24 protein-coding genes are annotated in these 25,843 nt (G+C 73.6%); 14 read left to right on the top strand and 10 right to left on the bottom strand.

The features are described 5' to 3' along the window. Positions 1–53: 53 nt before the first annotated feature. From AB0E91_RS24495 to AB0E91_RS24480, 4 genes are all read left to right on the top strand, one after another. A complete protein-coding gene (locus tag AB0E91_RS24495; RefSeq protein WP_202485752.1) occupies positions 54–323 on the top strand; it encodes a DUF6457 domain-containing protein in 270 nt (89 codons plus the stop codon). After that, positions 320–1,567, top strand: coding sequence for a molybdopterin molybdotransferase MoeA (locus AB0E91_RS24490; RefSeq protein WP_361785770.1), 1,248 nt, complete (start codon positions 320–322; stop codon positions 1,565–1,567). The genes AB0E91_RS24495 and AB0E91_RS24490 overlap by 4 nt, the downstream gene beginning before the upstream one ends. A gap of 71 nt (positions 1,568–1,638) precedes the next feature. Then, positions 1,639–1,914 carry a MoaD/ThiS family protein gene (locus tag AB0E91_RS24485; protein ID WP_161181366.1) on the top strand — a complete coding sequence of 92 codons (276 nt, stop codon included), beginning with the start codon at positions 1,639–1,641 and terminating at the stop codon, positions 1,912–1,914. Between the two features lie 144 nt (positions 1,915–2,058). Further along, positions 2,059–2,529, top strand: a complete 471-nt coding sequence (locus tag AB0E91_RS24480; protein WP_361109036.1) for a molybdenum cofactor biosynthesis protein MoaE — start codon at positions 2,059–2,061, stop codon at positions 2,527–2,529. Between the two features lie 36 nt (positions 2,530–2,565). On the opposite strand, the gene AB0E91_RS24475 is transcribed toward AB0E91_RS24480, so the two are convergent. Next, entirely contained in the window at positions 2,566–3,201 is a 636-nt protein-coding gene (locus AB0E91_RS24475) for a DUF1345 domain-containing protein (RefSeq protein ID WP_361785765.1), read from the bottom strand. A gap of 188 nt (positions 3,202–3,389) precedes the next feature. Here AB0E91_RS24475 and AB0E91_RS24470 point away from each other — a divergent pair, with 188 nt between their 5' ends. The 3 genes from AB0E91_RS24470 to AB0E91_RS24460 all read left to right on the top strand — a co-directional run bounded on the left by AB0E91_RS24470 (position 3,390) and on the right by AB0E91_RS24460 (position 8,241). After that, positions 3,390–5,138 (top strand): FUSC family protein, encoded by a 1,749-nt coding sequence (locus tag AB0E91_RS24470; protein ID WP_361785762.1) that lies wholly within the window; start codon positions 3,390–3,392, stop codon positions 5,136–5,138. Between the two features lie 161 nt (positions 5,139–5,299). Continuing rightward, complete coding sequence (locus AB0E91_RS24465; RefSeq protein ID WP_361785759.1) at positions 5,300–7,810, top strand: ATP-dependent Clp protease ATP-binding subunit; 2,511 nt, start codon at positions 5,300–5,302, stop codon at positions 7,808–7,810. Positions 7,811–7,884: 74 nt separating this feature from the next. Then, a complete protein-coding gene (locus tag AB0E91_RS24460; RefSeq protein WP_361785756.1) occupies positions 7,885–8,241 on the top strand; it encodes a thioesterase in 357 nt (118 codons plus the stop codon). Positions 8,242–8,252: 11 nt separating this feature from the next. Here AB0E91_RS24460 and AB0E91_RS24455 read toward each other — a convergent pair whose 3' ends face one another. Next, entirely contained in the window at positions 8,253–8,618 is a 366-nt protein-coding gene (locus AB0E91_RS24455; RefSeq protein WP_361785753.1) for an NUDIX domain-containing protein, read from the bottom strand. Positions 8,619–8,717: 99 nt separating this feature from the next. Beyond that, entirely contained in the window at positions 8,718–9,308 is a 591-nt protein-coding gene (locus tag AB0E91_RS24450; protein ID WP_361785750.1) for a thioredoxin domain-containing protein, read from the bottom strand. Positions 9,309–9,523: 215 nt separating this feature from the next. Between AB0E91_RS24450 and AB0E91_RS24445 the strand changes: the two genes are divergently transcribed. Then, the gene (locus tag AB0E91_RS24445; protein WP_361785747.1) at positions 9,524–11,638 is read left to right on the top strand and encodes a SpoIIE family protein phosphatase; all 2,115 of its coding nucleotides are present in this window, start codon (positions 9,524–9,526) and stop codon (positions 11,636–11,638) included. Between the two features lie 191 nt (positions 11,639–11,829). Continuing rightward, positions 11,830–13,758 (top strand): cellulase family glycosylhydrolase, encoded by a 1,929-nt coding sequence (locus AB0E91_RS24440; RefSeq protein WP_361785744.1) that lies wholly within the window; start codon positions 11,830–11,832, stop codon positions 13,756–13,758. A gap of 67 nt (positions 13,759–13,825) precedes the next feature. On the opposite strand, the gene AB0E91_RS24435 is transcribed toward AB0E91_RS24440, so the two are convergent. The 4 genes from AB0E91_RS24435 to AB0E91_RS24420 all read right to left on the bottom strand — a co-directional run bounded on the left by AB0E91_RS24435 (position 13,826) and on the right by AB0E91_RS24420 (position 18,514). Next, entirely contained in the window at positions 13,826–14,650 is an 825-nt protein-coding gene (locus tag AB0E91_RS24435; RefSeq protein WP_361785741.1) for a transferase, read from the bottom strand. Beyond that, complete coding sequence (locus AB0E91_RS24430; RefSeq protein WP_361785738.1) at positions 14,647–15,912, bottom strand: glycosyltransferase family 4 protein; 1,266 nt, start codon at positions 15,910–15,912, stop codon at positions 14,647–14,649. The genes AB0E91_RS24435 and AB0E91_RS24430 overlap by 4 nt, the downstream gene beginning before the upstream one ends. Before the next feature lie 96 nt (positions 15,913–16,008). Then, complete coding sequence (locus AB0E91_RS24425) at positions 16,009–16,890, bottom strand: YegS/Rv2252/BmrU family lipid kinase (RefSeq protein WP_361785735.1); 882 nt, start codon at positions 16,888–16,890, stop codon at positions 16,009–16,011. Positions 16,891–16,930: 40 nt separating this feature from the next. Continuing rightward, positions 16,931–18,514 carry an FAD-binding oxidoreductase gene (locus AB0E91_RS24420; protein WP_361785732.1) on the bottom strand — a complete coding sequence of 528 codons (1,584 nt, stop codon included), beginning with the start codon at positions 18,512–18,514 and terminating at the stop codon, positions 16,931–16,933. A gap of 104 nt (positions 18,515–18,618) precedes the next feature. Here AB0E91_RS24420 and AB0E91_RS24415 point away from each other — a divergent pair, with 104 nt between their 5' ends. From AB0E91_RS24415 to AB0E91_RS24405, 3 genes are read left to right on the top strand one after another with little or no spacing between them, the layout of a single operon-like run. Beyond that, on the top strand, positions 18,619–19,218 hold the full coding sequence (locus tag AB0E91_RS24415; protein ID WP_361785730.1) for a TetR/AcrR family transcriptional regulator: 600 nt from the start codon (positions 18,619–18,621) through the stop codon (positions 19,216–19,218). Continuing rightward, positions 19,215–20,786 carry a glycerol-3-phosphate dehydrogenase/oxidase gene (locus tag AB0E91_RS24410; protein WP_361785726.1) on the top strand — a complete coding sequence of 524 codons (1,572 nt, stop codon included), beginning with the start codon at positions 19,215–19,217 and terminating at the stop codon, positions 20,784–20,786. Before AB0E91_RS24415 ends, AB0E91_RS24410 begins: the two co-directional genes overlap by 4 nt. A gap of 37 nt (positions 20,787–20,823) precedes the next feature. Further along, positions 20,824–21,507, top strand: a complete 684-nt coding sequence (locus AB0E91_RS24405; RefSeq protein WP_361785723.1) for a hypothetical protein — start codon at positions 20,824–20,826, stop codon at positions 21,505–21,507. On the opposite strand, the gene AB0E91_RS24400 is transcribed toward AB0E91_RS24405, so the two are convergent. Next, a complete protein-coding gene (locus tag AB0E91_RS24400) occupies positions 21,495–21,962 on the bottom strand; it encodes a MarR family winged helix-turn-helix transcriptional regulator (protein ID WP_361785720.1) in 468 nt (155 codons plus the stop codon). The genes AB0E91_RS24405 and AB0E91_RS24400 overlap by 13 nt on opposite strands. A 108-nt stretch (positions 21,963–22,070) precedes the next feature. Between AB0E91_RS24400 and AB0E91_RS24395 the strand changes: the two genes are divergently transcribed. After that, complete coding sequence (locus AB0E91_RS24395; RefSeq protein WP_361785717.1) at positions 22,071–22,493, top strand: DUF1398 family protein; 423 nt, start codon at positions 22,071–22,073, stop codon at positions 22,491–22,493. Between the two features lie 18 nt (positions 22,494–22,511). Here the strand turns inward: AB0E91_RS24395 and AB0E91_RS24390 are convergent, their stop codons facing one another. Together AB0E91_RS24390 and AB0E91_RS24385 are read right to left on the bottom strand one after the other, a co-directional pair. Next, positions 22,512–23,720, bottom strand: a complete 1,209-nt coding sequence (locus AB0E91_RS24390; RefSeq protein WP_361785714.1) for an MFS transporter — start codon at positions 23,718–23,720, stop codon at positions 22,512–22,514. Positions 23,721–23,809: 89 nt separating this feature from the next. Further along, complete coding sequence (locus AB0E91_RS24385) at positions 23,810–24,592, bottom strand: SDR family oxidoreductase (RefSeq protein ID WP_361785711.1); 783 nt, start codon at positions 24,590–24,592, stop codon at positions 23,810–23,812. 109 nt (positions 24,593–24,701) lie between these two features. On the opposite strand from AB0E91_RS24385, the gene AB0E91_RS24380 reads away from it, so the two are divergent. Next, positions 24,702–25,544, top strand: a complete 843-nt coding sequence (locus AB0E91_RS24380) for a helix-turn-helix transcriptional regulator (RefSeq protein ID WP_361785708.1) — start codon at positions 24,702–24,704, stop codon at positions 25,542–25,544. The last annotated feature ends 299 nt before the right edge of the window (positions 25,545–25,843 follow it).

The following is a 25,843-nucleotide window of genomic DNA, read 5'->3' as shown; positions in this document are numbered from 1 at the left end:
GACACACACGAAGACGACGGACACGAAACGCGAGGACGACCGAAGTGAACCGGATGCACGAATGGATCACCGCGGCCAAGACCGACCTGGGCATCGACCTCGATGTCAACGTCGGTGAGCTGCTCGACATGACGAAGGTCGTCGCCCACGGGGTGGCCCGCCCGGCGGCGCCGATCACCTCGTTCCTGGTCGGCTACGCGGCGGCCCTCCAGGGCGGCGGCGCGGAGGCGGTCGCCGAGGCGAACCGCCGGGTGACCGAGCTGGCCGAGCGCTGGATCGCCGAGCACGAGGCCGAAGGCGAGAACGGCCCGGCGACCCCGTGAACGACGCACATCTGAGCGGCGGCCGGGCGACCGCCCCGCACGCGCACGGCCGGGGCGCCGCTCCCACCTGGGAGCGGGCCCGGTCGATCGCGCGCACGGCGGGGCTGCCGCTGCCCGCCGTGCCCCGCACCCTGGACGACGCGCTCGGCCACGCGCTGGCCGAGCCGCTGACCGCGCTCACCGACCTGCCGTCGTTCGCCACCTCCGCGATGGACGGCTGGGCGGTCTCCGGCACCGGCCCCTGGCATCTGGCAGGGCGCCGGGTGCTCGCCGGTGAGCAGCCGGACCCGCTGGCCCCGGACACCGCCGTACCCATCGCCACCGGCGCCCCGCTGCCGCCCGGCGCCCGTGCCGTACTGCGCCGCGAGCACGGGGAGCCCGGCGAGCGTGACGGACTGCTGTACGACCGCACCCCCGGCGGCCCGGTGGCCGACGGCCGGGACGTACGGCCGCGCGGTCAGGAGTGCCGCAGCGGCGAGCCGCTGCTCCCCTCCGGTACCACCGTGACCCCGGCGGTGCTCGGCCTCGCGGCGGCCGCCGGGTACGACCGGCTGTCCGTGCACCGCAGGCCGAGCGTGGAACTCCTCGTGCTCGGCGACGAGCTGCTGCGCTCCGGCGTGCCCCGGGGCGGCCGCGTCCGCGACGCGCTCGGCCCGATGCTGCCCTCGTGGCTGCACGGCCTGGGCGCCGAGGTGATCGGTCAGCACCGGATCTCCGACCGGCTCGGGATGCTGTACGAGGCGGTGCGCCGCTCCCCCGCCGACGTCGTGATCACCACCGGCAGCACGGCGGCCGGACCCGTGGACTTCCTGCACGACACCCTGGAGATGCTGGAGGCCCGGCTGCTGGTCGACTCGGTGGCCGTCCGGCCGGGGCACCCCATGCTGCTCGCCGAGCTGCCGCCCGCCGAGGACGGCCGCGCCCGCCGCCTGGTCGGCCTGCCGGGCAATCCGCTGGCCGCCGTCGCCGGGACGCTGACCCTCGCCGGACCGCTGCTGCGCACCCTCGGCGGCCACACCGACCCCGAGCCGCGCCTCGCGCCCACCGCCGGGGAGCTGCCCGGGCACCCGCGCGACACCCGGCTGCTGCCGGTGCGCAGGGCGGGCGCCGAGGTGGCTCCGCTGCCGTACGACGGTCCGGCCATGCTGCGCGGCCTGGCGCTGGCCGACGGCCTGGCCGTGGTGCCGCCCGGCGGCGCGCCCGCCGGTGCGACGGTGGAGGTCCTGGACCTGCCCGCACGGTGACGGCCCCGCCGCTCGCCCTTCTTTCCCCGCCCCCACGAGCCAGACGACAACCACCGGAAAAGGCACAGGACATGGAGACACAGACGGCACCCGCCGGGATCATCCGCTACTGGGCCGCGGCCAAGGGCGCGGCCGGTACGGCCGAGGAGCCCTACCGCGCCACGACCCTCGCGCAGGCGCTGGAACAGGCGCGGGCCCGCCACGCCGACCGGCCGCGCTTCGGCCAGGTGCTGGGCATCTGCTCGTTCCTGGTCGACGGCACACCGGTGGGCGACCGCGACCACACGGCGATCGCGCTGCCCGAGGGCGGCACGGTCGAGGTGCTGCCCCCGTTCGCGGGCGGCTGATCCCAGCGGCCCCGCCCCGCGGCACCGCCCGTCGGGTCACCCCGTCGCGTCCCCTCCGTACGACCGCCGCGCCACCCCGTACGACAGCCGCACGACTGCCGCACGCCCGCTCCCGCCTCGCCACCCCGACCCTTGGACCGCGCCATGCTGCACCTGCCCGAGACCCTCTCCTCCTCCCTGTCCTCGTCCCTCGCCTCCCCCATCCGCCTGCTCGCCCTGCGCGACACCGCGCTCTCGCTCGACGAGGTGTACGCGGCGGTCGGTGACGACGCGGCCGGCGGGACCGCCCTCTTCGTCGGCACCGTGCGCGACCACGACGGCGGCAAGTCCGTGACCTCGCTCGAGTACAGCGCCCACCCGAGCGCGGAGGCGGAGCTGCGGCGGGTGGCCGAGAAGGTCGCCGCCGACTTCCCCGTGCTCTCCATGGCCGCCGTGCACCGCACGGGCCTGCTGTCCATCGGTGACGTCGCGGTGATCACCGCCGTTTCCTGCCCGCACCGCGCGGAGGCGTTCGCGGCCTGCAAGCTGCTCACCGACACCCTCAAGCACGAGGTGCCGATCTGGAAGCGGCAGCTCTTCGTGGACGGCACGGAGGAGTGGGTCGGCGCCTGCTGAGACGCCGCACGGCCGGGTCGGCCGCTTCAGGACCGGTCAGCCCGTGACGATCCCGGTGACCAGGTTGATGGTGGTGGCGAGCACGCTGATGCCGAACAGGTACGACAGCAGACAGTGCCGCAGCACGACCGAGCGGATCAGGGGGCTGGAGACGCTGGTGTCGGAGACCTGGTAGGTCATGCCGAGGTTGTAGCTGAAGTAGAAGAAGTCCCGGTAGGCCGGCGGCCGCGAGGAGTTGAAGTCGATGCCGCCGTCGGCCGGTCCGTAGTAGAGGTACGCGTAGCGGGCGGTGTACATCAGGTGCAGCGCCGCCCAGGCCATGAACACCCCGCACACGGCCACGGCGGCCGCCGCGGGTCCGGTGCCCGAGCGGTCCGCGACCAGCAGCAGCACGATGCCGACCAGGCCGAGCAGCGTGGCCACCACGACCACGAGTTCCTCGACGTGCGGGCGGAAGTCCTCGCGCCGGGCGTTGGTGTGGGTGGTTTTCGCGTCCATGGGCCACAGCACGAGCCAGCCCGCGACCACGAAGAGGATGCCCGCCGCCGCGATGCCGCTGAGGATGCCCAGCGCGGGCTGGGCGGTCAGTCCGACCGCGACGCCGACCGCCGCGCCGACGGCGACCGCGCCGGCCAGCCTGGGAACCGCGGACACCGGCAACCAGATGCTCATGCGCCACAACAGTAGTCGTACCGGCCGTCCTCGGCCCGGTGTCCGCCCCCTTCGGGTTCGGCGGACACCGGGCCGGGGACGGTCGCGCAACCCCGGCGAACTCGCCGGACATACCAGGCGAGCCCCTGGTCAGAGGGGGTTTCGTAAGTGATCAGGAATCCGACCGGAGCAAGTGATATACACCGAACATGTCCCTTTCCCGCCCGCCCCAGCGCGCCGTGACCGGTGACGGCCGGCGGCGAGCGGCCGCTGCACTCGCGCGCGTGCTGTCCCCGAGGGGTTCGCTGTCCCTGCAGAAGGTGGACGGCGCGTTCACCTTCGCCCTGCGCGCCGCGCTCGCCATGGCGCTCGCCGCGCTGCCGGTCGTCGCGGCCGGACGTCCCGACCTGAGCGTGTACGGGATGATGGGCGCCTTCACGACGACCTTCGGGCGCAATCTGCCCTACCGGCGCCGGGCCAGGGCGCTCGCCGGGGTCGCGGTGGCCATGACGGCCTGCGTGGGCCTCGGTTCGCTGCTCGCGGCGGTGGCCCGCCCCTGGGAGGGGGACGTGGGCGCCATCGTGGTCGTGGCGGCGACGGCGGTGGTCGCGGGCCTGGCGAAGTACTCCTGCGACGCCACCCGGCTCGGCGGACTCGGCGCGATCCTGCTGCTGTTCTCCTTCGCGGTGTCCGCGAACGCCCACACCACGCTCGGGGAGGTGCTGCCGCGCACCGGGCTCGCCGCGGCGGGCGCCGCGCTCGCCTGGGTGCTGGCGATCCTCGGCCGGTTCGTGCATCCCGACCGCCCCGAGCGGCTGGCGGTGGCGGGCGCGCTGCGCTCGCTGGCGGAGCTGATGGACTCGGCCCGGGGCGGCACCGGACGCTCGCGGCAGCGGGCCACGGCCGCCGTGCTCCAGGCGTACCACAGTCTCGGTCTGGCGCCGCCGACGGACGGCGACCGGGTCAACCGGGACGCGACCACCGTGCGGCTCACCGACCTGTCCTGGACGGTGCTGATCGACTCCTCGGTGCGGCTCCCGCACCACCCGGCCGAGCTGGCGCGGCTGCTGCGCGCGCAGGCCGATCTGCTGGCGGACCGGCGGATCAGCAATCCGCCGGTGCTGCCCGACCTGTCCGCGCACACGCCGGTGACCTCGGCGCGCCGCAGGCACCGGTGGCAGCGGACCACGCCCATCGATCCGGCGGCCCGGCGCGCCTGGATACTGGTGCGCGGCCGCCCCGGCGGCCATACGCCGATGGCGGTTCTCGTGGTGCCCGCGGTGCGGATGTTCCTCGGCACGCTGGTGGCGGGCGGGGTGGCCGTGGGCCTCGGTCTGGGGCACGGCTACTGGGCCGCGATCTCGGCCGCCGCCGTGCTGCACGCGGTCAACGTGCGCACGACGATGCAGCGCGCCGTCCAGCGCACCCTGGGCACGGCCGTCGGCCTGCTGATCGCGATGGGGGTGCTGGCCGGACATCCCGAACCCGCGCTGCTCGCGCTGGTGGTCGTGCTCCTGGAGTTCCTGCTCGAGTACATGGTGGTGCGCAACTACGGCCTGGGCGTGGTCTTCCTGACCCCGCTGGCGCTGCTGCTGAGCGATCTGGCCGACCCCACCTCGCCGGAGACGCTGGTCTTCGACCGGGGGCTCGGCAGTCTGCTCGGGATCGTCGTGGGGCTCGCCTGTTCGCTGCTCGTGGTGCACGACCAGGCGGCGGTGCGCGTGGAGCGCGCGCTCGCGGCCTGCTCCGACGCGACCCGGCGGGCGGAACGGGCGCTGGCCGCGAGCCGGCCGGTGCACCCGGTCATCCCGGTGCGGCTCGCGGTGACCGTGGTGGAGCTGCGGGACGCCGACGACGCGGCGGCGGGCGAGCTGTGGTCGGCCGGGATCGACCCGGCGGCGCTCGCCGCGGCCGAGCAGCGCGCCTATCTGCTGCTGGCCAGGCTGCTGCACCACTGACCCACGCGGTCCGGACCACCGACCGACGCGGTCCGGCGGCACGACCGCCGGACCGCGCACGGCGTCGCGTGAGAGCCCGTTGTGATTGTCCGGTAGTACGGGACTTCCTCAAGGCCCCTGTGATTAGGTGGGGTTTCCCGCACGGGGAGATGAGGAGGCTGATGAACTTGTCAGTGCCACCGATGGGCTTCGGCTCTTTTGGATCGTCAGATCCTTTCTCCGATCTGTTGAATCGTTTCTTCGGGATGTCGGCCGCGTCCTCGCCACCGGCCGTGCAGCGGGTGCCGGTGGGGCGCCTGCTCACCGAGTCCGCGCGTGAACTCATAGCGCGCGCCTCGCGCCGGGCCGCCGAGGACGGCAGCGAGGATCTGGACACCGAGCATCTGCTGTGGGCGGCGACCCAGGTCGAGCCGTCCCGTTCCCTGCTGGCCCGCGCCGGTGCGGACCCGGACAAGCTGGCCAAGGAGCTGGAGGCCTCGCTGCCCGCGGGCAGCGGCACTCCGTCCGCCGAGCCGGGGCTGACTCCGGCCGCCAAGCGGGTGCTGATCGGCGCCCACGCCCGCTCGCAGGCGAGCGGCGCGTCGTACATCGGCCCCGAGCACATCCTTCAGGCGCTGCTCGACCCGGGCAACGACCAGGCCACCACGGTCGCCCGCAATCTCGGGGTGGACACCGACCGGGTCGCACGCGACGCCGGTACGGCCGCGCGTGCCGAGGCCCCGCAGGAGCCGAGCAGCACGCCGACCCTGGACGAGTACGGCCGTGATCTGACCGCCGACGCGAAGGCCGGGAAGCTCGACCCGGTGGTGGGCCGGGGTGAGGAGATCGAGCAGACGATCGAGATCCTCTCGCGTCGCTCGAAGAACAACCCGGTGCTCATCGGCGAGCCGGGTGTCGGCAAGACCGCCATCGTGGAGGGCCTGGCACAGCGCATCGTCTCCGGTGACGTGCCGCGCACGCTGGAGGGCCGCCGGGTCGTCGAGCTGGACCTGGCCGGTCTGGTGGCCGGTGCCAAGTACCGCGGTGAGTTCGAGGAGCGGCTGAAGAAGGTCATCAAGGAGGTGACCGAGGCGTCGGAGGAGGTCGTCCTCTTCATCGACGAGCTGCACACCGTCGTCGGCGCCGGTGGCGGCGGCGAGGGCTCGATGGACGCGGGCAACATCCTCAAGCCCGCCCTCGCCCGGGGCGAGCTGCACGTGGTCGGCGCCACGACTCTCGACGAGTACCGCAAGTACGTCGAGAAGGACGCCGCCCTGGAGCGCCGTTTCCAGCCGGTCAAGGTGCCCGAGCCCTCGGTCGAGGAGACCGTGCAGATCCTGGAGGGCCTGCGCGACGCCTACGAGGCCCACCACCAGGTGCGCTTCAGCGACGCGGCGCTGGTCGCGGCGGCCGAGCTGTCCGACCGCTACATCGCGGACCGCTTCCTGCCCGACAAGGCCATCGACCTGCTCGACCAGGCCGGTGCCCGGGTCCGGCTGCGCTCGCGCGGCAAGTCCAAGGAGGTCCAGGACCGCGAGGACCGGCTCGCCCGGCTGAACCGCGAGAAGGACGAGGCGGTCGCCGGCGAGGCGTTCGACCGTGCCAAGGACCTCAAGCACGAGATCGCCGAGCTGGAGAACGAGCTCACGCAGATCGAGGAGCGCCGCGAGGGCGTCGTCGCGGTCACCGAGAACGACATCGCGGAGATCGTCTCCCGCAAGACCGGCATCCCGGTCGCGCAGCTCACCGAGAGCGAGAAGGAGCGGCTGCTCAAGCTGGAGGACGCGCTGCACGACCGCGTCGTCGGCCAGGACGAGGCGGTCCTCGCCATCGCCCAGGCGGTGCGCCGCAACCGGGCGGGCATGGGCGACCCCAACCGTCCCGTGGGCTCCTTCCTGTTCCTCGGCCCGACCGGTGTCGGCAAGACGGAGCTGGCCAAGGCACTCGCGGAGCTGCTCTTCGGCGACGAGGACCGGCTGATCCGGTTCGACATGAGCGAGTTCCAGGAGAAGCACACGGTCTCCCGCCTGGTCGGCTCCCCGCCCGGGTACGTCGGCTACGACGAGGCCGGTCAGCTCACCGAGAAGGTGCGCCGCCAGCCGTACAGCGTCGTGCTGTTCGACGAGGTGGAGAAGGCGCACCCGGACGTCTTCCACACGCTGCTCCAGGTGCTGGACGACGGCCGGCTGACCGACTCCCAGGGCCGCACCGTGGACTTCCGCAACACGGTGGTGATCCTCACCAGCAACATCGGCTCGCAGCTGATCCTCGCCCACCAGGGCAAGGTGGACGAGATCCGGGGCGAGCTGGAGACGGTGCTCCAGGGGCACTTCCCGCCGGAGTTCCTCAACCGCATCGACGAGACGATCGTCTTCCACGCGCTGTCCGAGGACAACCTCGGGCACATCGTCGACCTGCTCCTGGAGCGCAGCGCCAAGCGGGTCCGGGCGCAGGGCATCGGTCTGGAGGTCACGGAGGCGGCGAAGAAGCTGCTCGTCGCGCACGGCTACAAGCCGGAGTTCGGCGCGCGTCCGCTGCGCCGCACGATCCAGACCGAGCTGGACAACCGGATCGCGGAGCTGGTGCTCTCCGGTGACGTGGACAAGGGCGACACGATCGTGGCGGACGTGGTGGACGACTCGCTGCACCTGAGCGTGCGTCACCCGGAGAAGTCCGAGGAGGCCGCGAAGTAGCGAGCGGTTCTGATCGGGAGGGGCGTACGGAGGCTATCCGTACGCCCCTTCCGTTCGCCCGCTACCGTGAGCCCATGCGCCATGAGGTGACCGACGCCGACACGGCGGAGGCGGTGGGCAGCGGTGACGTACCCGTGCTCGCCACCCCGCGACTGATCGCCTGGCTGGAGGCGGCGACCGTGCGGGCCGCCGGGCCGTTCACCGGCCCCGGCCTGACCACGGTGGGGACCGCCGTGCGGGTACGGCATCTGCGGGCCACGCGGGTGGGCGGGCACGTGGAGGTGACCGCCGAGCCGCCGCCCGGTGAGCCGGGGCGGCGGCTGACGTTCGCCGTACGGGCCGTGGACGGTTCGGGCGAGCTGGTGGCGACGGGCGAGATCGACCGGGTGGTCGTGGACCGCGCGGACTTCCTCGCGGCGACGCCCGGCTGACGCTCCCCCGCTCAGACCGGGCTGTGCCCCCGGAGGTACGCGACCACGGCCGGGGGCAGCGCGATGCTCTCCGCCTCGTCGAACGGCAGCCACGTGATCGCCTCCGGCGAGAGGCGGGCGCCGTCCGAGGGGTCGTCGGTGAGCAGGCTGCACACCACGGCCGGGGGCTCTTCCCCGGGCTCCAGCGGCTGGGAGCCGTCGACCAGATAGCCGGTGAGTTCGTACACGATCCGGGCGGCGGCGGCCTGGGCGGACTCCGCCTCCTCGGTGGTCCCCGTGGGCAGCACCCACCCGTCGCCCTCGGTCACCAGCAGCAGCCGTCCGTCGTACGGCACCACGGCCTGGACCCCGCCCCCGGCAGTCTGCTCCCACGTCATGACCCGTGCACCCCATCCCTGTTCGCAGCCCGACCGTCCGGCCGCGCGGCCGGACGGTCGTCTCCTACCCAGGGGCCGAGTGCGCCGCACCCGAACGGTTCAGGACTGCTTGATCTGGGAGAGGAACTTCTGCGGGTCGGTGTCCACCTCGCCCTCGACGGTGACGACGGGGATGTTCTCCTTGTCGTACCAGACGGCCGGTGTACCGGGCAGGCCGAAGGTCTCGAAGGTGGAGATGGACTCGCCCGCCCAGGTCACATAGGTCTGCCCGGACACCTTCCGGTCGAAGTCGGAGGAGCGCAGCCCGTCCACGCCGTTCGCCACGGACAGCAGCACGGAGGCGTCGGAGAACTTGTCCTCGCCGGGCGGGAAGGGCTGGTTGTCGAACAGCGCCCCCAGATACCCGATGAGCTGCTTCTGCCCGGCGTCGCTCGCGGCCGCCAGCGCGGCGACGGCCTGCTGGTCGCCGTCCCCACCCACGCTGTCGTCGATGGCCCCGGCGAAATGGAACTTCACGACCACCTTGCCGTCGTCCGCCAGCTGCTCGATGGTCCCGAGCAACGTCTTGGCCATCCTGGCGGACGCCCGGTCACGCATCTCCAGAAACACCTGAAGCTCATGCGGCGCGGACAGATCACCGTAGTAGAGCGTCTTCCCGTCGGACCCGGTCGTGTGTGCGGGAGTCGTCATGGTCCCGAGCTTGGCACAAACCGCCTGCCCTGTCGCTGCGGGCAGTCGTGTGCCTCCGCTGTAGCTGCGGGCAGTCGTGCCGCAGGGCGGCACGGGTGCGGGTGCGGCACCGGGCCCGCGCCCGCACCCGCACCCGCACCCGCAAACGGCCCCGCCCGCCAATCGCCGAAGGCACCCCGCACGACACCCAGCCACCCCTGGCGCAATCTGGAAGAGTGAACGCATCGCAGGACATGACCGCAGGCCAGGACCGAGGCCGCGACCTCGACGGAGCGGTACTGGACGCCCTGTTCGCCGACTCCCCCCACCCGGTGTACGTACTGGACACCGATCTCCGCCTCGTCGGCTTCAACGACGCCGCCGGACACTTCCGGCACCTGCCCCCCACCGGCGCCCTGGGGATGCCGCTCCGCCAGTGGGCCCCCGGCCTGCACCACGAACAGGTGGAGGCGATGCTCCGCGAGGTCCTGACCACCGGCGAGCCGAGGTCCGACTTCGAGGTCGAACACCACCCGGCGCCGGACGCCGCCCACGGCGCCGGTCTCCCCCACACGGTGCTGTCGCTCGCGGCGTTCCGCCTGCGCGACTCCGTGCGCGGGGTGAAGGGCCTCGCGCTGAGCGTGATGGACGCGACCGACCGCTACCGGGCGCAGGTCCGCCTGGAGGTGCTGCGGCAGGCGAGCGCGCGGATCGGCACCACGCTCGACATCGTGCACACGGCGCAGGAGCTGGCGGACGTGTGCGTGCCCGATCTCGCCGACACGGTGGTGGTGGACGTACTGGACGCGGTGCTGCGCGGCGACGTGCCCCCGCTGGAGTCGCTCGGCCACGATCTACTGTTGCGCTGCGCGGGCTACAGCTCGGTACGGCCCACGAACGGACACCGGCCGATCGAGGTCGGCAGCGTGCTCGAACCGGGGCTGTCCTCCCGTTACAAGCAGGTGCTCACCGAGCGGCGCCCGGTGCTGCTCGGCGGTCCGGACCGCCACGAGGAGGCGGAGACGCACGGCAAGGACAACGCGCTGGTGCCGGAGCGGGACGCGCACTCGCGGATGGCGGTGCCGCTCGCCGCGCGGGGCGGCATCCTCGGCCTCGCCCGCTTCTACCGGCAGCGCACCGCCGCCCCCTTCACCGAGGACGACCTCCGGCTCGCCGACGAGCTGACCCGGCACACCGCGCTGTGCCTGGACAACGCCCGGCTCTACACCCGCGAGCGTTCGGTCGCCCGTATTCTCCAGCTCAGTCTGCGCCCGGTGCACGTACCCGGGCACAGCGCGGTGGAGACGGCGCACAGCTATCTGCCGAGCAGCACCAGCGGGGACTGGTTCGACATCATTCCGCTCTCCGGCGCCCGGATCGGGCTCGTCGTGGGGGAGCCGCCGACCCGGGGCATCCGGGCGGCGGTCACCATGGGCGGGCTGCGCGCGGCCATCGGCGCCCTGGCGACCCTGGACCTGCCCCCGGAGGAACTGCTGGAGCGGGTGCACGGTCTGGTCTCCCGGCTGGACGCGGAGGAGTCCCGCCACCCGGACGACACGCTGGACAGCAGGCGCGCGGGCACGTGCTGTCTGTACGCGGTCTACGACCCGGTGTCGCACCGCTGCACCCTGGCCAGCGCGGGTCATCCGCCGCCCGCGGTGGCCCGTCCCGGCAAGCCGGTGGTTTTCGCCGACATGCCGATCGGTCCTCCGCTGGGGCGTGGGGCGCCGCGCTACCACTCGGTGCGTATCGAGCTGCCCGTCGGCACGCTGGTCATGCTGTGCAACCCGGTGCTGCTGCGTGACGCGAGCCCCGACTCCCAGGAGCAGCTGGCCCGGCTCGGGGAGGCGCTGCACCCCGAGGACCGTCCGCTGCCGGACATCATCAAGACGATCCTGAGCGACCTGGCGCGCCCGCACCCCACGGGCGACGGCGTGCTGCTGCTCGCCCGCACGCTCGGCCTGGGCAGCGACCGCGTCGCCTCCTGGTCCCTGCCGAACAAGCCGGAGGCGGTCGGGGAGGCCCGCGGCCGCACGGAGGACCGCCTTGACCACTGGGGTCTGTCGGAGCTGGCATTCACGGCGACGCTGGTGGTCAGCGAACTGGTCACCAACGCCGTGCGCTACTCCGAGGGACCGATCCGGCTGCGGCTGGTCCGTGACCACACGGCCCTGATCATCGAGGTCACCGACGACAGCAGCACCGCGCCCCAGCTGCGGCACGCGGAGGACGACGACGAGCACGGGCGGGGTCTGTCCATCACCTCCCAGCTCACCGAGCACTGGGGCACCCGGCGCGAGCACCGGGGCAAGACCATCTGGGCCGAACTGTCGCAGCACGCGGCGGCCTGAGCGCGTCCGCCGCACACACCCGTGCGCGAGTGTGGTCCGTACCTTCTGGGGAATCCCTTCCGCTCGGGGTGCGTGGTGGTGGAGACTGCCGCCCAGCCGATGCAGCCGCCACTCCGGCTCTCTCATGCAACTCCCTTGCTTTTCAAGCACGTTCACGCACTTTCATCCCCCGGAAGACCAAGGGCTCCCCCATGCCGACAGCTTCACCCTCCCTGCGTCTGGTCGCCTCGGCCGCAGGGCTGCTTCTCGTCTCCACCGCGGCCTCGGCCGCGCACGCGGCACCGAACACCACCGCCGCTCCGACCGCCGACGTGCACGGCGCCCGGACGGCCGACGCCGCCGCCACCCTGCACGGCCCGCTGTCCACCCAGGGCCGCTACATCGTCGACAGTCTCGGCAATCGTTTCCGGCTGAAGTCCGCCAACTGGGACGGCGCGCAGGGCTCGTGGAACGGCAGCGGCAGCACCGACGACCCGGCGAACCACCACGCGGGCCAGGACTCGCACAACATCCCGCTCGGTCTCGACCGGGTGCCGATATCCCAACTGCTGTCCGACTTCCGCCAGTTGGGCATCAACAGCATCCGGCTGCCGTTCTCCAACGAGATGATCCGCTCCACCGCGACGGTCCCCGACGCCGCCGTGGCCGCCAACCCCCAGCTGCGCGGCAAGACCCCGCTCCAGGTCTACGACGCCGTGGTGAACGCGCTCAGCGACGGCGGGTTCGCGGTCATCCTCAACAACCACACCAACACGTCGCGTTGGTGCTGCGGTGTCGACGGCAACGAGCGGTGGAACACCAGCCAGTCCACGAAACAGTGGGCCGACGACTGGGTGTTCACGGCCCGCCGCTACGCCTCCGTGCCCGGCGTGGTCGGCGCCGACCTCTACAACGAGGTCCGCCGGAACATCCTCGACGACCCCAACTGGGGCCTGGGCGACGACCACGACTGGTACGCGGCCGCCCAGTTGGCCGGTGACCGCATCCTGACCGAGGGCAACCCGAACCTGCTCATCGTGATCGAGGGCATCAACTGGACGGGCCTGCCCGTGGACGGCCTGCCGCACGGCCGCCCGATGCTCACCCCCGTGCGCACCCTGTCCAACACCCTGGTCAACGCCCACAAGTTGGTCTACTCCGCGCACTTCTACGGCTACACGGGACCGCACCACAGCGGCGCCACCGGTGTGGGCGAGACCCATGACGCCCGCTACCAGGACATGTCCCGCGAGGAGTTGGGGCAGGCCATGTACGACGAGGCGTTCTTCGTGGAGGAGAACGGCAAGCACTACACCGCGCCGGTGTGGATCAGCGAGTTCGGCGCCGGGTCGGGTGACACCAACGACAAGGCGCGTACCTGGTTCACCAACACCACCGACTACTTCGCGGACCACGACGCCGACTTCGCGTACTGGCCGCTGGTCGGCTTCGAGGGCCACGACGACTGGGCGCTGCTGCGCTACGACACCGCCGGGCGCCGCTCGGGCATCCTCGACGGCGGCGACTGGCGGTCCGCGGGCTGGCAGCGGCTGATGGCCGACTCGGGCAAAACGGGTGCGGTGGCGCCGGTGCCGGTGTGGCGGATGCTGAGCACCGACCACGGGGACGCGGTGGAGTCCCTGAAGGCGAAGGCCGCCGGTGACTGGGACTCGGGCGCCTACAAGGCGGCCTGCCCGGACGGCCTGCGGCTGATCGGGCTGAGCCACACCGGCGGGCGCGGGCTGTGCACGGACGCGGGCGCCTCCGACCCGCGCGCGGCCGACGGCGGCCAGACGGTCGTGAACGACGAGCGGTACGTCCCCTCGGGCGGCGACTGGGCGTCGGGGTACACCAAGTTCCAGTGCCCGTCGGGGGCGTTCCTCATCGGGTACAGCCTGCGCGGCGAGCGGGTCTCGGCGGCGGTGTGCGCGCCGGGCAAGGGCGCGCTCGGCGGCAGCGGTCGCACCGTGTGGTTCGACCGCTCGGACAACCGTCCCGCCGACGGCGCGGGCGGGGACTTCGCCGAGGGCAACTACAAGGGCCAGTGCGCGGTGAACGAGTACGCGGCCGGGATCGCCTTCACCACCCGGTTCGGCAGCCGCCCGGGGCCCGCGGCCCTGCTGTGCCGCACGCTGCCCTGATCCACCCCGGTCCCCGGCCCGTGCCGTACGCGGGCACGGGCCGGGGACCTCGGTCAGTCGGCCGGGATCAGCGGGCCGGGCCGACGTCGAAGGAGAGGTCGTTGTCGACCGTGTAGTACGGCCACACGGTGGCGGCACCGGCCCGCACCTTCGGGTGGACGAAGGAGTGCTTGCGGTGGGCCACGTCGTCCAGGAGGCGGCCGGCCCGCACCGGCGCGGCACCGGCCGCGGGCAGCACGTACACGTCCCAGTAGCCCGGCGCGTCCGGTGCCTCGGTGCCCGCCAGTTCGCCGTGGTCCACGGTGAAGGCGAAGCCCCTGCGGTCGGCGTCCACGGTGGGCGTCACGGTCACGTCCCGGCCCCGGGCGCCGCGCAGCCGCACCCGTACGAGGCCGTCGTCGGCGAACTCGGCGCCGTGCAGGCGGGCCGTCACCGTCGTGGCCCGCGTGTCCACGTCGATGTGGCCGGTCTCGGCGTGCGCAGGGCGCAGCCAGGCCCGCACCGCGAGGTGGCCGTCCTGGGTGGCGTACGGGACGCGCACCGCGACCGGGGCGGCCCACTCGCGCAGGTGGCCGTCGAGAAGGGCGCGCAGGTCGCGGGGGCCGGAGCGCAGCCGCTCGGGTTCGGCGCCGGGTTCGCGGACCAGGAGCGCGTCCCAGCGGCCCTCGGCGAGCGCGGGCTCGGGTTCCAGCACGGCGCGGAGGCGTCCGTCGCCCGCCGGTTCGAGGGGGAGCGCGTGCTCGTCGGGCGCCGGGCTGCCCTTGGCGGCCGCGCGGCGCAGCAGGACGGCCGCGTCGGGGTGTCCGGCGGCCTCGGTGAGCTCGAAGGTGACCCTGCCGTCGGCGTCGGCGCGGCAGAGCGCGCTCGGTGCGGTGCCGTTCGCTGTCGTCATCGGCGTATTCCTCTCAGGGGCCTGAGCACGCGCGCGGCGGTGACGTGCGCGAGATCGCGGGCGGCATGCGCGTGGCCCGTGAGGCTGTGGCTCAGGGCGTCCGGGCCGGGGGCGGGGCGGCGTCCGGCGGCACGGGCGGCGAGCGCGTCGGTGAGCAGCCGTTCGGCCTCGACCACCACGGACCGGGGGTCGTAGCGGCGGGCGTTCTCGGCGGCGGCGCGGCCCATGGCGCGGCGGCGTTCGTCGTCGCGTACGAGGTCGAGCAGGGCGGCGCCGAAGGCGTCGGGGTCGCCGGGCGGTACGAGCCGGCCGTCCACGCCGTCCTGGATGATCTCGCCGGGGCCGTAGCGGCAGTCGGTGCTGACGACGGGGAGTCCGCAGCGCATCGCCTCGACGATGGTCATGCCGAACGATTCGAAGGTCGAACTGGCCGCCCCGATCGACGCCTTGACCCACTCGCCCTCCATGGGGGCGAAGGCGCCCATCAGATGGACGTGGTTGCTGAGGCCGAGTTCCTGGACGAGGCCCTGCAGCCGGTCCCGCTCCTCACCCCTGCCGTAGATGCGCAGGCGCCAGTCGGGGTGTTCGGCGACGACCTTGGCGAAGGCCCGCACGAGGAGGCCGTAGCCCTTGACCGGGTCGAGCCGTCCGGCGGCGACGATCAGCTTGGCGCGGCCGTCGGAGAGCGGCAGTTCGGGGCCGGGCACGCTGTTGGGCAGGGCCTGGACGGGGACGCGGGCGAGCCGGGCCTGGCTCCGGTAGAGGCGGGCGTCGGCCTCGGTGACGGTGGTGAGCAGGTCGAGGCGGCGGTAGGCGCGGCGCAGGACGGTGCGCAGATGGGGCGAGTGGTGGTCCCAGGTGAGGTGCTCCTGCCCGACGCGCAGGACACGGTCGGGGGCCTGGAGGGCGAGGTGCACGTTGAGTCCGGGGCGGGTGCCGATCACCACGTCGGCGTCGATGTCCGCGAGGCACCGGGCGATGCGTTCGTCGGTGAGCCGGCTGTACTCGCCGTACCGCGACTCGGCGGCGGGGAAGACCCGGGACGGTTCCTTGTGCCGCGGGTCGTCGCGTTCGGTGCGCAGATCCACCAGGGGCCGCAGCCGGACCCGGGGGTCCGGGGTGAGGAGTGGGTTGTCGCGGCCGCGCAGGACGGAGACGATCTCCACGTCGTGCCGCTCGGCGAGGGCGGCGGCCAGATTGAATGTCGTGGTGATCGTCCCTCCGATTCCGTACGCGGTGTGCAGAAGGAAAGCGATCTTCATGGTGGTGTGGGACCTCGGTGACGGGCCGTTGATTGCGTGACGTTATCAGTTCACGGCTCGCGGGCGTTCGCGCCGGTCGAGCGGGTGTGCGAGCGGTCAGCAGAGCACGGCGAGGTCACGGGGGCGGACGCGCAGGGTGACGGGCAGGGTGGCCTCCACCTCGCCGTCGGCGCCGTAGGGCAGCGGTCGCCCGGACTCGATGCGCAGTTCCCGGCCGCGTACGACGCTCACCTCGGGGCGGCGCACATGGGTGCCGGTCTTGAGGTCGTTCATGAGGGCGAAGAAGAGGGTGCGGGGTGCCTCACGGATGAACACGACGTCCAGGAGGCCGTCGTCGATCTCGGCGCCGGGGGCTATGACGCGACCGGAGCCGTAGTAGCGGGAGTTGGCGGCGACGACGGTGAAGCCCCGCTGTTCGTAAGGGACTCCGTCGATGGTGACGCGGAAGTCGGCGGGACGCCATCCGGCGACGGCGCGCAGGCCGCCCGCGTAGTAGGAGGCCGAACCGCGCAGCAGGCGGGCGTTGTTGGCGTACCGGTTGGCGAGGGCGTCCACTCCGGCGTAGACGCTGCCGAGGACGACCGTGCGGTGGTGGACGGCGGACTCGACCTCGATGGTGTCGACGTGCCGGGGCTCGGCGTGCAGCAGGACCTCGGCGAGGGCGGCGGGGTCGGAGGGCTGGCCGAGGGCGCGGACGAAGTCGTTGCCGCGTCCGGAGGGGATGAGTCCGAGGAGGGCGCCGGTGCCGCTGAGGGCGCCGCCCACGGCGCCTGCCATGCCGTCGCCGCCGACGGCGAGGACGACGCGGCCCGACTCCCCCGCCGCGCGGGCGAGTTCGCGGGCGTGGTCGAGGCCGTGGCTGTACTCGGTCTCCAGCGTGGCGCCCGCCTCGCGGAGCAGGCGGCCGACCGCGAGGAGCGTGGCGGCCCCGGTGGAGCCGCCCGCGGTCGGGTTGACCACGGCGGTGAACTGGCGCATCGGTGAGCCTCCGGGGCGGGGTGGGTGTCGGCGGGGCCGGTCAGTCGGCGGGGAGCAGGACGCCGGGGTTGAGCAGGCCGTCCGGGTCGAGGCGGTGCTTGACGGCGCGCAGGGCGTCGACGGCGAGCGGGCCCGCCTCGCGCACGTACCAGTCGCGGTGGTCGGTGCCGACCCCGTGGTGGTGGGAGATGGTGCCCCCGGCGGCGAGGATCGCCTCGTTGGCGGCGTGCTTGGCGGGGGTCCAGTGGGCGACCGGGTCCTCGCCCTGGGCGCTGACGACGGTGAAGTAGAGGGAGGCGCCGTTCTCGTAGACGTGCGAGACGTGGCACATGACCAGCGGCGGGGTGCCCGCGCCGGTGAGGGTGTCGGTGAGCGCGGTGCGTACGGCGGAGTACAACTCCGGGATGCGGGACCAGAAGGCGGCGGTCTCCAGGGTCTCGACGAAGGCTCCGGCGTCGAGGAGGGCGTCGCGCAGATAGGGCGCCGAGTAGCGGCCGTGGGCCCAGCGTTCGCCGGGTTCGGCGCCCGCGAAGGTGCCGCCGGAGTCGCGCAGGACGGCGGCGGCGCGCTCGCGACGGAAGGCGACGTCCTCCTCGGTGCCCTCGTATCCGGTGACGGCGAGGCAGCCCTGGTCCGACGCGGCGCCGATGCTGTCGGGCTGGGCGAGGCCGATCAGGGTCTCGGTCTCGTCGGACAGGCGCAGCACGGTGGACCGGGGTCCGTCCTGGGCGAGGCGGCGCAGCGCGGCGGTGCCCTCCGCGAAGGACGCGAACCGCCATGCCTCGTAGACCCGTTGCCCGGGCAGCGGGCGGACGCGCACGGTCACGGAGGTGATGACGCCGAAGGCGCCCTCGGAGCCGAGGATCAGCTGGCGCAGGTCGGGTCCGGCGGCGGAGCGGGGCGCGCGGCCCGTCTCGATCGTGCCCTCGGGGGTGGCGAGGGTGAGGCCGAGGACCATCTCGTCGAAGCGGCCGTATCCGGCGGACGCCTGGCCGCTGGAGCGGGCGGCGGCGAACCCGCCGACGGTGGCCCACTCGTAGGACTGCGGGAAGTGGCCGAGGGTGAACCCGCGCGCGGCGAGCAGGGCTTCGGCCTCGGGGCCGCGCAGTCCGGGCTGGAGGACGGCGGTGCGGGAGACCGGGTCGAGGTCGAGCAGGCCGTCCATGCGGCGCAGGTCGAGGGCGATGAACTCCCTCTTCCGCGGGGCGAGTCCGCCGACCACGCTGGTGCCGCCGCCGTACGGCACGACGGCGAGCCGGTGTGCGGCGCAGGCCCGCAGCACGGCGAGGACCTGCTCGTGCGAGCCGGGCAGGACGACGGCGTGCGGGACGTCCACCAGGTCGCCCGCGCGGATGCGCAGCAGGTCGGGGGTGGACTTGCCGCGGGTGTGCCGGATGCGGAACTCGGCGTCGGTGCGCACGTGTTCGCGGCCGCCGACGGCATCCGCGAGAGCGTTGAGCGCGGCCGGGTCGGCCGGTGTTCCGGGGAGATCGAGATCGGCGAGGGCGAGCGGGGCGGTGGTGCGCGGCCGGACGCCGAGCAGGTCGCGCAGCAGGCCGGTCACGTTGTCGGGCAGCGGTGCCGCCTTGGCCGGGTCGCCCCAGCCGTTCCACAGCATGTCCATCGAACGGTCGTCCTCACCAACTCGGTTCACACGGAAGGCGGTTCACTCGGCGGATCACACGGCTCCGGGTCCGCCGGACCCCTCGGGGCGTTACACTGTGACACATGACGTCCATTCGTCACAACAGTTCGGACAGCGACCCCGTGCTCGACGCGGTGCGCGACTGCGTCCTGGCCGTCGGCGTACGCCGTACCACCCTCGCCGACGTGGCCCGCCGCGCCGGGGTCTCCCGGATGACGCTCTACCGGCGCCGACCCGATCTGCGGTCCCTGGTGGGCGACTTGATGACCCGCGAATGGCTCGCGATCGCCGTCCGGGTACTGCCCGAGGAGCGGGCCGACACCAGCGCGCGGCAGCGGATCGTGGACGGACTGGTCACCGGCGTGGCCGAGTTCCGCGCCCATCCCCTCTTCCGCAGGATCATCGACGTCGATCCCGAACTGCTCCTCCCCTACGTGCTCGACCGGCGCGGCGCGAGCCAGCAGGCGCTGCTCGCCCTGCTCGTGGAGGCACTGCGCGCGGGCCACGCCGACGGCTCGGTGCGCGCGGGTCATCCCGAACGGCAGGCACGAGCCCTGCTGTTGACCGTGCAGTCCTTCGCGCTGTCGCTGCGCACGATGACCGACGAGGACGACCCCGAGCTGGACTCCGCGGCCCTGCTCGGCGAACTGCGCACCCTTCTGGAGAGGACCCTCACGCCATGAGCCGTACGGACGCCTCCGCCGGGGCCACGCCGGGATCGTCCCTCGACGCCGCCCGGCGCACCCGCGAACTCGCCTCGGCCACCGACGGATCGACGGCCGACCTGCTGGTCGTCGGGCTCGGCGCGACGGGCGCGGGGGTCGCCCTGGACGCGGCCGCGCGCGGTCTGAGCGTGGTGGCGATCGACGCGCACGACCTGGCCTTCGGCACCTCCCGCTGGAGTTCCAAGCTGATCCACGGCGGGCTGCGTTATCTGGCCGCCGGACAGTTCGACGTGGCGCACGAGAGCGCGGTGGAACGCGGGGTGCTGATGACCCGTACGGCGCCGCATCTGGTGGCCGCGCAGCCCTTCGTGCTGCCGCTGACCCCGCTGGTCTCGCGCGGCCAGGCGTCGCTGGCCTGGGCCGGGTTCCGCGCCGGTGACATGCTGCGTCTCGCCGCGCGCACCCCGCGCCAGGTGCTGCCCGTGCCGCGCCGCCTCGCCGCGGCCGAGGCCCGGCTGCTGGCCCCGGCCGTGCGCACCGAGGGCCTGCGCGGCGGACTGCTCTCCTGGGACGGCAAGGTGACCGACGACGCCCGTCTGGTCACCGCCCTGGCCCGTACCGCCGCCGCGCAGGGCGCCCGGGTCCTCACCCGCGTCCGCGCGCTGCGGCTGGACGCCGGTGGCGCCCGGTTCCGCGACGAACTCACCGGCGAGGAGGGGGAGATCAGGGCGCGGGCCGTCGTCAACGCGACCGGCGTGTGGGCGGGCGGCCTGGTCGAGGGGCTGCGCGTACGGCCCTCCCGGGGCACCCATCTGGTCCTGCGCTCACGGCGTTTGGGCTCCCTGCCGGCCGGGCTGCACATCCCGGTCCCCGGCGAGACCAACCGCTTCGTGCTGGTCCTGCCGCAGGGCGATGGCCGTACCTACGTCGGCCTCACCGACGAGCCGGTGGAGGGCGAGATCCCCGACGAGCCCGACGTGCCGGAGACCGACATCGGCTTCCTCCTGGACGTGCTCGGCTCCGTGCTGGACACCCCGGTGCGCCGGGACGAGGTGGACGGCGCCTTCGCCGGACTGCGCCCGCTCCTGGACACCTCGGCGCCCGGGTCGGCCGGGGAGCGCACCTCCGACATCTCGCGCAGGCACGCCGTGCTCACCTCCGGCGAGGGCGTGGTCACGGTGGTGGGCGGCAAGCTGACGACGTACCGCCGTATGGCCGAGGACGCCGTGGACGCCGCCGTCGCCGCCCACCGGCTCCCGGCCGGGCCCTCCCCCACCGCCGCACTCCCCCTGGTGGGCGCCGCCGAACCGGCCGCCCTGCGCCGCCTGCCCGCGCCCACCCGGCTGGTCCGCCGCTACGGCACCGAGGCGACGGCCGTGCACGCGCTCGCCGAGCGCGACCGGAGCCTGGCCGAGCCGGTGATACCGGGCCACCCGGTCACGCGCGCCGAACTCCTGTGGGCGGTCCGGCACGAGGCCGCCCTCGTACCGTCCGACCTTCTCGACCGGCGCACCCGGATCGGCGTCGTCCCGCACGACCGGGCCGAGGCGCTGGAGACGGCGCGGGAGATGCTGGCACGGGGATAGGGGTTTCGCCGCAGGGGTCCAGGGGGAGTCGGGGCGAATGGTGTCCCCCGGACCAGAACAGGCCCGTCCCGCCCCGAGCGAAACGTCAGGCACACCCGGGCGGCCCGCCCTGCTGCGCTTCGACGGCTGGATCACCGGCATCGGCACGGCCTCCGGTACCCGGCTGGTCCTGGGGCACTGGCCGCGCTCGCCGTTCGGCCCGTTCAGCGACGTGATGGTGGAGACCGCCGAGGGCCACCGGGTGCTGCTGGCCCCGACCCGCCGGACGGCGGACTTCATCGCCGGGACGTACGCCTTCGACGAGGTCGGGGTCGTCCCCGTAGGGGTACGGACCGACGGCGCCCACTGGAGCGTGGACGCCGGTCCGCTGCTCACCCTCCGCTTCACGGTGGGCCGGCGCGGACCACTGGGGCTGCTGCTGCGGGCGGTGCCGGGCCGGGTGGCGGCAAGCACCGCGTGCGCCACCGCGCTCGACCCGCTCGCCCGGCTGCTGCTGGGCCTGCGCACCTGTGGCTCGGCGGGCGGCGGCCGGTACGAGTGGTACGGCGCCCGCGATCTGCGCCGGGTCACCGCCGCGACGGCCGTGTACGAGGGGCGCGACCTCGGTGCCGCGGGCCCCGTCGTGCCGCCGGTGCTGTTCGGCTTCGGCTCGACACCGCGCGGGCCGAGCCAGGTGCGGGTGACGACGACGGTACGGGTGCCGGAGGGTCAGCGAGTGTGAGCGGGCCCCTCCGAGCCGCCCGCGTCCGCTTCGTACCGGTCCAGTTCCGTCAGCAGCACGCGCAGGAACTCCCTGGCCGCGTGGATGTCGTCGCCCGGGATCGCGCCGAACACCGCGCGGTGGGTGGCGGCGGCGCGCTCGGTGACGCGGCCCAGCGCCTCGGCGCCCGCGTCGGTGAGGACCACCAGGGGCGAACCCCGATGGTCGGGGTTGGGCTCGAAGGCCGCGAGGTCCCGCTCGACCAGGTCGCCCGCGACCCGCTGGACGTTCTGCCGGCTCACCCCGAGCCGCCGCGCCGCCTGCGGAACGGTCAGCGGGCTCTCCGCCACCACGCTCATCACCTGCCACCGCGCCTGCGTGAGCCCCTCGGCGGCGGCGGTCTTCTCCCCGAGCCGCCGCAGCGCCCCCGCCGCCTCGTACATGTCCGCGACCAGCAGCGCCGCCTCGTCACTCATGCCCAGCCTCCTGACCTGCCACTTCACTGTCGGTGCGACAACAGATTGCCACATTCACAACACCGAGCCATTTTGACAACATGTTGTCATGATGCCAACGTGTCACCCATGACCACGAACACCGCCGTCCCGACCCTCAAGGCAGCCCTGGAACGCGGCGCCTCCGTCCGCCCGAGGGCAGGCGGCTTCCCCTACCTCGCCGAAGCCCTCCGCCAGGCCGGGACCACCCACTGCACGATGACCGTCCCGTCCGGAGCGATGCTCTACCTCACCGACGCCGGCCCCGTCGCCCTCCAGGGCGAGCCGCTGATCAGCGGCATGACCGACGTACCGCCCTTCGACCGCACGGCCCTGCTCACCGCACTCCGCGCCGACCAGGCGGGCGAGACCTCGTTCCCCGAGTTCACGCGGGGCTGCTGGGAGGCGGGGGTGGTCCGGTACGACGTGGATCTGACGGCGCGCACCTGCGTCTACCGGGGCGCGCGTGGCGAGACGTACACCGAGACGTATCCGGCGGTCACCCTCCCGTGATGTCCCGCCGGGGGGCCGTCACAACGCCTCCGGCGGCCGGTGGCCCACCCGGAAGCCCACCGCCGCGACCAGCACGATCGCGCACGCCGTGAACACGATGCCCGCCTCGCGCACGTCGAGGGCCGCGGCGAGGGCGCCCACGCCGACGACGGGCAGGGAGATGCCCAGGTAGGCCACGACGAAGAAGGCCGAGATCGTGGCGCCCCGATGGTCCGGGGGTGCTGCCGAGCCGACCGCGGTGAGGCCCGCGCGGAAGGCCATGCCCTGGCCGATCCCGCCCGCCACCGCACCGGCGAGCAGCACCGGGAGCGACTCGGTCAGCAGGGAGACGCCGACCAGTACCAGACCCGCGGCGAGCACCGCGCAGCCCGTGGGGAGTGCGGTGCGCGGGCCGAGGCGTCCCATGAGGAGCTGGCCGACGGTCGAGGCGCAGAACACGCAGAAGACGACGGCGCCGGTGACGGCGAGGTTGTGCTCGCCCAGTGTCTCGGTGAGGAAGGCCGGGGCGACCGCCGTGAAGAGGCCGAGCAGGGAGAACCCCGCGAACGCGGCCAGCGCGCTCGGCCCGAACACCCCGCGCACCTGCGGCGGGATCGTCATGCCCTGGGGGCGCAGGGGTGGGCGGCGCCCGGAGTGGTGGACCGTCTCGGGGAGCAGGGCGGTGACGGCGGCCGCGACGGCGAGCAGGCCCAGGTGCACGAGGAAGGGCAGGGTCAGCGGGCGGGGCGCGTACTCCGCGAGGAAGCCGGAGAGCAGCGGGCCGAGTCCCAGGCCGCCCATGTTGGCCGCCGTGGCCGCGAACGCGGCGCGCCCCCGCCGCCCGGCCGGTGCCAGGTCGAGGACCGCCGCCGTGCCCGTGCCGCTGAGCAGCCCCGCCGAGAAGCCGGACAGCACCCGGCCGACGTAGAGCAGCGGCAGCCCCTCTTCGAAGAGGAAGCAGACCGCGCTGAGCGCGGACAGCCCCAGGGCGCAGCCCAGTACCGGGCGGCGGCCCAGGACGTCGGAGGCGCCGCCCGCGACGAGCAGCGCGGTGATGACGCCGACGGCGTAGACGGCGAACACCACCGTGACGATCAGCTCGGAGAACCCGATCTGCTGCCGGTAGAGCCCGTACAGCGGGGTGGGGAGCGTGGTGCCCATCATGCCCACGGCGAAGACGCCCGCGGCGGCCGCGTAGCCCGGCCGCCGCCGACGCCGCCGGGCGGGCTCGGTGTCGGAGTCGATCACGCTCCACCATAGGCACGGGCGCCCCGCGCGGGACCGGCGCGGATACGCCGGACGTGCCGGACGTGCGGGACACGCAGGACGCGCCGGGCTCAGAGCCGCGTACCCCCGTCGACCCGGAGGATCGTGCCGTTGACGTACGAGGCCCGGTCGCTGAGCAGCCAGGCCGCGGCCTGCGCGATCTCCTCGGGGTCGGCGGCGCGGCCCAACGGGTTGAGCCCCGCGATCCGGTCCAGCACACCGGGCGACTCGGCCTCCCAGGCGCGGATCATCTCCGTGAGCGTGGCGCCGGGGGCGATGGCGTTGACCCGGATGCCCTCGGGGCCGTAGGTCACGGCGGCGGACTCGGTGAGGCTGTTCAGGGCCCGCTTCATCGCGCCGTAGACCGGCAGTTCGGGGTTGGCGCCGTGGCTGCCGACGGAGGAGTTGTTGACGATGGCGCCGCTCCCGGCGGTGGCCCGGATCGCGGCCACCTCGGCGGCCATGGCGAGCCACTGGCCCTTGAGGTTGACGGCGTAGACGTGGTCGAAGTCGGCCTCGGGCGTCCGGTCCAGGGGGCCGGGGTGCTGGATGGTCGCGCCGTTGTTGAAGGCGACGTCCAGGCGGCCGTAGGTGTCGACGGCGTGCCGCACGGCGGCGCGTACCGAGTCGGCGTCGGCCAGGTCGCACACGGTGTACGCGGCGGTGCCGCCGTCGGCCGTGATCTCCTCGGTCACCGCCTTCAACTGGTCCTCGGTGCGCGCGGCGAGCAGCACCCGGGCACCCTCGCGGGCGAACAGCCGGGCCGCGGCGGCGCCGATGCCGCGTCCGGCCCCGGTGACGAAGGCGACCTTGCCGGTCAGCAGGCCGAGGGGCGTGGTGGTGGTGTCGTTCATGCCCCCGAGCCTGCGCCGCCTCCGGCAGCCCATCCAGGTATCACCGGTACCTGGACGGATCTCGGCCGGTACCCCGTCGCGCGGGGCGGGACGGCGGAATACTGGAGGCGTGGACAGAGGACAACTGGCCGGGTTCCTGCGCAGCCGGCGGGAGCGGATCGCGCCCGCCGAGGTGGGGCTGCCCACCGGGGCGCGGCGGCGGACGCCGGGGCTGCGGCGCGAGGAGGTGGCCGAGCTGGCGTTCATCTCGACGGAGTACTACACACGGCTGGAGCAGGCCCGGGCCCCGCACCCCTCGCGCGAGGTGCTGGCGGGTCTCGCGCGGGCGCTGCGGCTGTCGGACGCCGAGCGCGACCACCTCCACCATCTCGCGGGTACGCCCCCGGGCCCGCCGCCCGGGCCGTCGCGCGAGGTGCCGCAGAGCGTCCTCGACCTGATCCACCGGCTCCCCGGCTCCGCCGCGTTCGTGACCTCGGCGACCTACGAGGTGCTCGCCTGGAACGAGTTGACGGCCGCCCTGATGGAGGACTTCTCCGCCGTTCCCCCGCGCGACCGCAATCTCGTACGGCGCACCTTCCTCGGACCGGGCCCGAAGGGCGGGCGGCTGTACGGCGTGTCCGACGCGGACGCGTTCGCGCGCTCCTGCGTCCGGGGGCTCCGCGCCGCTTCCGCGCGCTACCCCGACTCCCCGGAGGTGACCGCGCTGATCGGTGAACTTCTGGCCGGGAGCCCGGAGTTCACCCGTCTGTGGGCCGCGCACGACGTGGCGGCCGAGCACACCCTGACCAAGACCTTCCACCACCCGGCGGCCGGCCCGGTGACCGTGAACTGCGACGTCCTCCACCTCCCCGACCGGGACCAGAACGTCGTCATCTACACCGCCGTGCCCGGCTCACCGTCCGAGGAGGCGCTGCGGCTGCTCGCGACCGGGCGCGTGGAGGTCTCCGGCTGAGCCGAACGGGCGGAATCGGACACGGTTCCGTGACTTCGGTCACAGCGTCCGCGCGACCTACGCGGGCCGCTTAGTAGACGACACCCGGACGACAAATGGGATTTGTCCGTCTTGGTGTAGATGTGGATCATTCCTAACCGCATGGGGTGATCTTCACTCGGCGCCGCCACTCGTTTTTGCGAACGCACAGGGTTTCTGACGGCACGGCAGGGGTGGGCCGACCCACTGACGGCGGGTCGGCCCACCCCTGCCTTTACGTACGACCCTCTTCTGTCCTACGAAGCGCAGTAGTACGAGCC

Source organism: Streptomyces sp. NPDC026659 (genome assembly GCF_040638245.1).
Lineage (GTDB): Bacteria > Actinomycetota > Actinomycetes > Streptomycetales > Streptomycetaceae > Streptomyces.
The sequence above is the reverse complement of the archived record's forward strand: the minus strand, read 5'-3'. Positions and strand labels throughout refer to the sequence as shown.

Excerpts from the sequence above, each read along its gene's own strand:
- AB0E91_RS24495 (WP_202485752.1), top strand. The coding sequence starts at position 54 with ATGCACGAATGGATCACCGCGGCCAAGACCGACCTGGGCATCGACCTC.
- AB0E91_RS24405 (WP_361785723.1), top strand. The coding sequence starts at position 20,824 with ATGGTGTCCCCCGGACCAGAACAGGCCCGTCCCGCCCCGAGCGAAACG.
- AB0E91_RS24450 (WP_361785750.1), bottom strand. The coding sequence starts at position 9,308 with ATGACGACTCCCGCACACACGACCGGGTCCGACGGGAAGACGCTCTAC.
- AB0E91_RS24395 (WP_361785717.1), top strand. The coding sequence starts at position 22,071 with ATGACCACGAACACCGCCGTCCCGACCCTCAAGGCAGCCCTGGAACGC.
- AB0E91_RS24455 (WP_361785753.1), bottom strand. The coding sequence starts at position 8,618 with ATGACGTGGGAGCAGACTGCCGGGGGCGGGGTCCAGGCCGTGGTGCCG.
- AB0E91_RS24425 (WP_361785735.1), bottom strand. The coding sequence starts at position 16,890 with ATGCGCCAGTTCACCGCCGTGGTCAACCCGACCGCGGGCGGCTCCACC.
- AB0E91_RS24430 (WP_361785738.1), bottom strand. The coding sequence starts at position 15,912 with ATGAAGATCGCTTTCCTTCTGCACACCGCGTACGGAATCGGAGGGACG.
- AB0E91_RS24400 (WP_361785720.1), bottom strand. The coding sequence starts at position 21,962 with ATGAGTGACGAGGCGGCGCTGCTGGTCGCGGACATGTACGAGGCGGCG.
- AB0E91_RS24480 (WP_361109036.1), top strand. The coding sequence starts at position 2,059 with ATGCTGCACCTGCCCGAGACCCTCTCCTCCTCCCTGTCCTCGTCCCTC.
- AB0E91_RS24470 (WP_361785762.1), top strand. The coding sequence starts at position 3,390 with ATGTCCCTTTCCCGCCCGCCCCAGCGCGCCGTGACCGGTGACGGCCGG.
- AB0E91_RS24485 (WP_161181366.1), top strand. The coding sequence starts at position 1,639 with ATGGAGACACAGACGGCACCCGCCGGGATCATCCGCTACTGGGCCGCG.
- AB0E91_RS24410 (WP_361785726.1), top strand. The coding sequence starts at position 19,215 with ATGAGCCGTACGGACGCCTCCGCCGGGGCCACGCCGGGATCGTCCCTC.
- AB0E91_RS24475 (WP_361785765.1), bottom strand. The coding sequence starts at position 3,201 with ATGAGCATCTGGTTGCCGGTGTCCGCGGTTCCCAGGCTGGCCGGCGCG.
- AB0E91_RS24415 (WP_361785730.1), top strand. The coding sequence starts at position 18,619 with ATGACGTCCATTCGTCACAACAGTTCGGACAGCGACCCCGTGCTCGAC.
- AB0E91_RS24435 (WP_361785741.1), bottom strand. The coding sequence starts at position 14,650 with ATGACGACAGCGAACGGCACCGCACCGAGCGCGCTCTGCCGCGCCGAC.
- AB0E91_RS24460 (WP_361785756.1), top strand. The coding sequence starts at position 7,885 with ATGCGCCATGAGGTGACCGACGCCGACACGGCGGAGGCGGTGGGCAGC.
- AB0E91_RS24385 (WP_361785711.1), bottom strand. The coding sequence starts at position 24,592 with ATGAACGACACCACCACCACGCCCCTCGGCCTGCTGACCGGCAAGGTC.
- AB0E91_RS24465 (WP_361785759.1), top strand. The coding sequence starts at position 5,300 with ATGAACTTGTCAGTGCCACCGATGGGCTTCGGCTCTTTTGGATCGTCA.
- AB0E91_RS24420 (WP_361785732.1), bottom strand. The coding sequence starts at position 18,514 with ATGGACATGCTGTGGAACGGCTGGGGCGACCCGGCCAAGGCGGCACCG.
- AB0E91_RS24440 (WP_361785744.1), top strand. The coding sequence starts at position 11,830 with ATGCCGACAGCTTCACCCTCCCTGCGTCTGGTCGCCTCGGCCGCAGGG.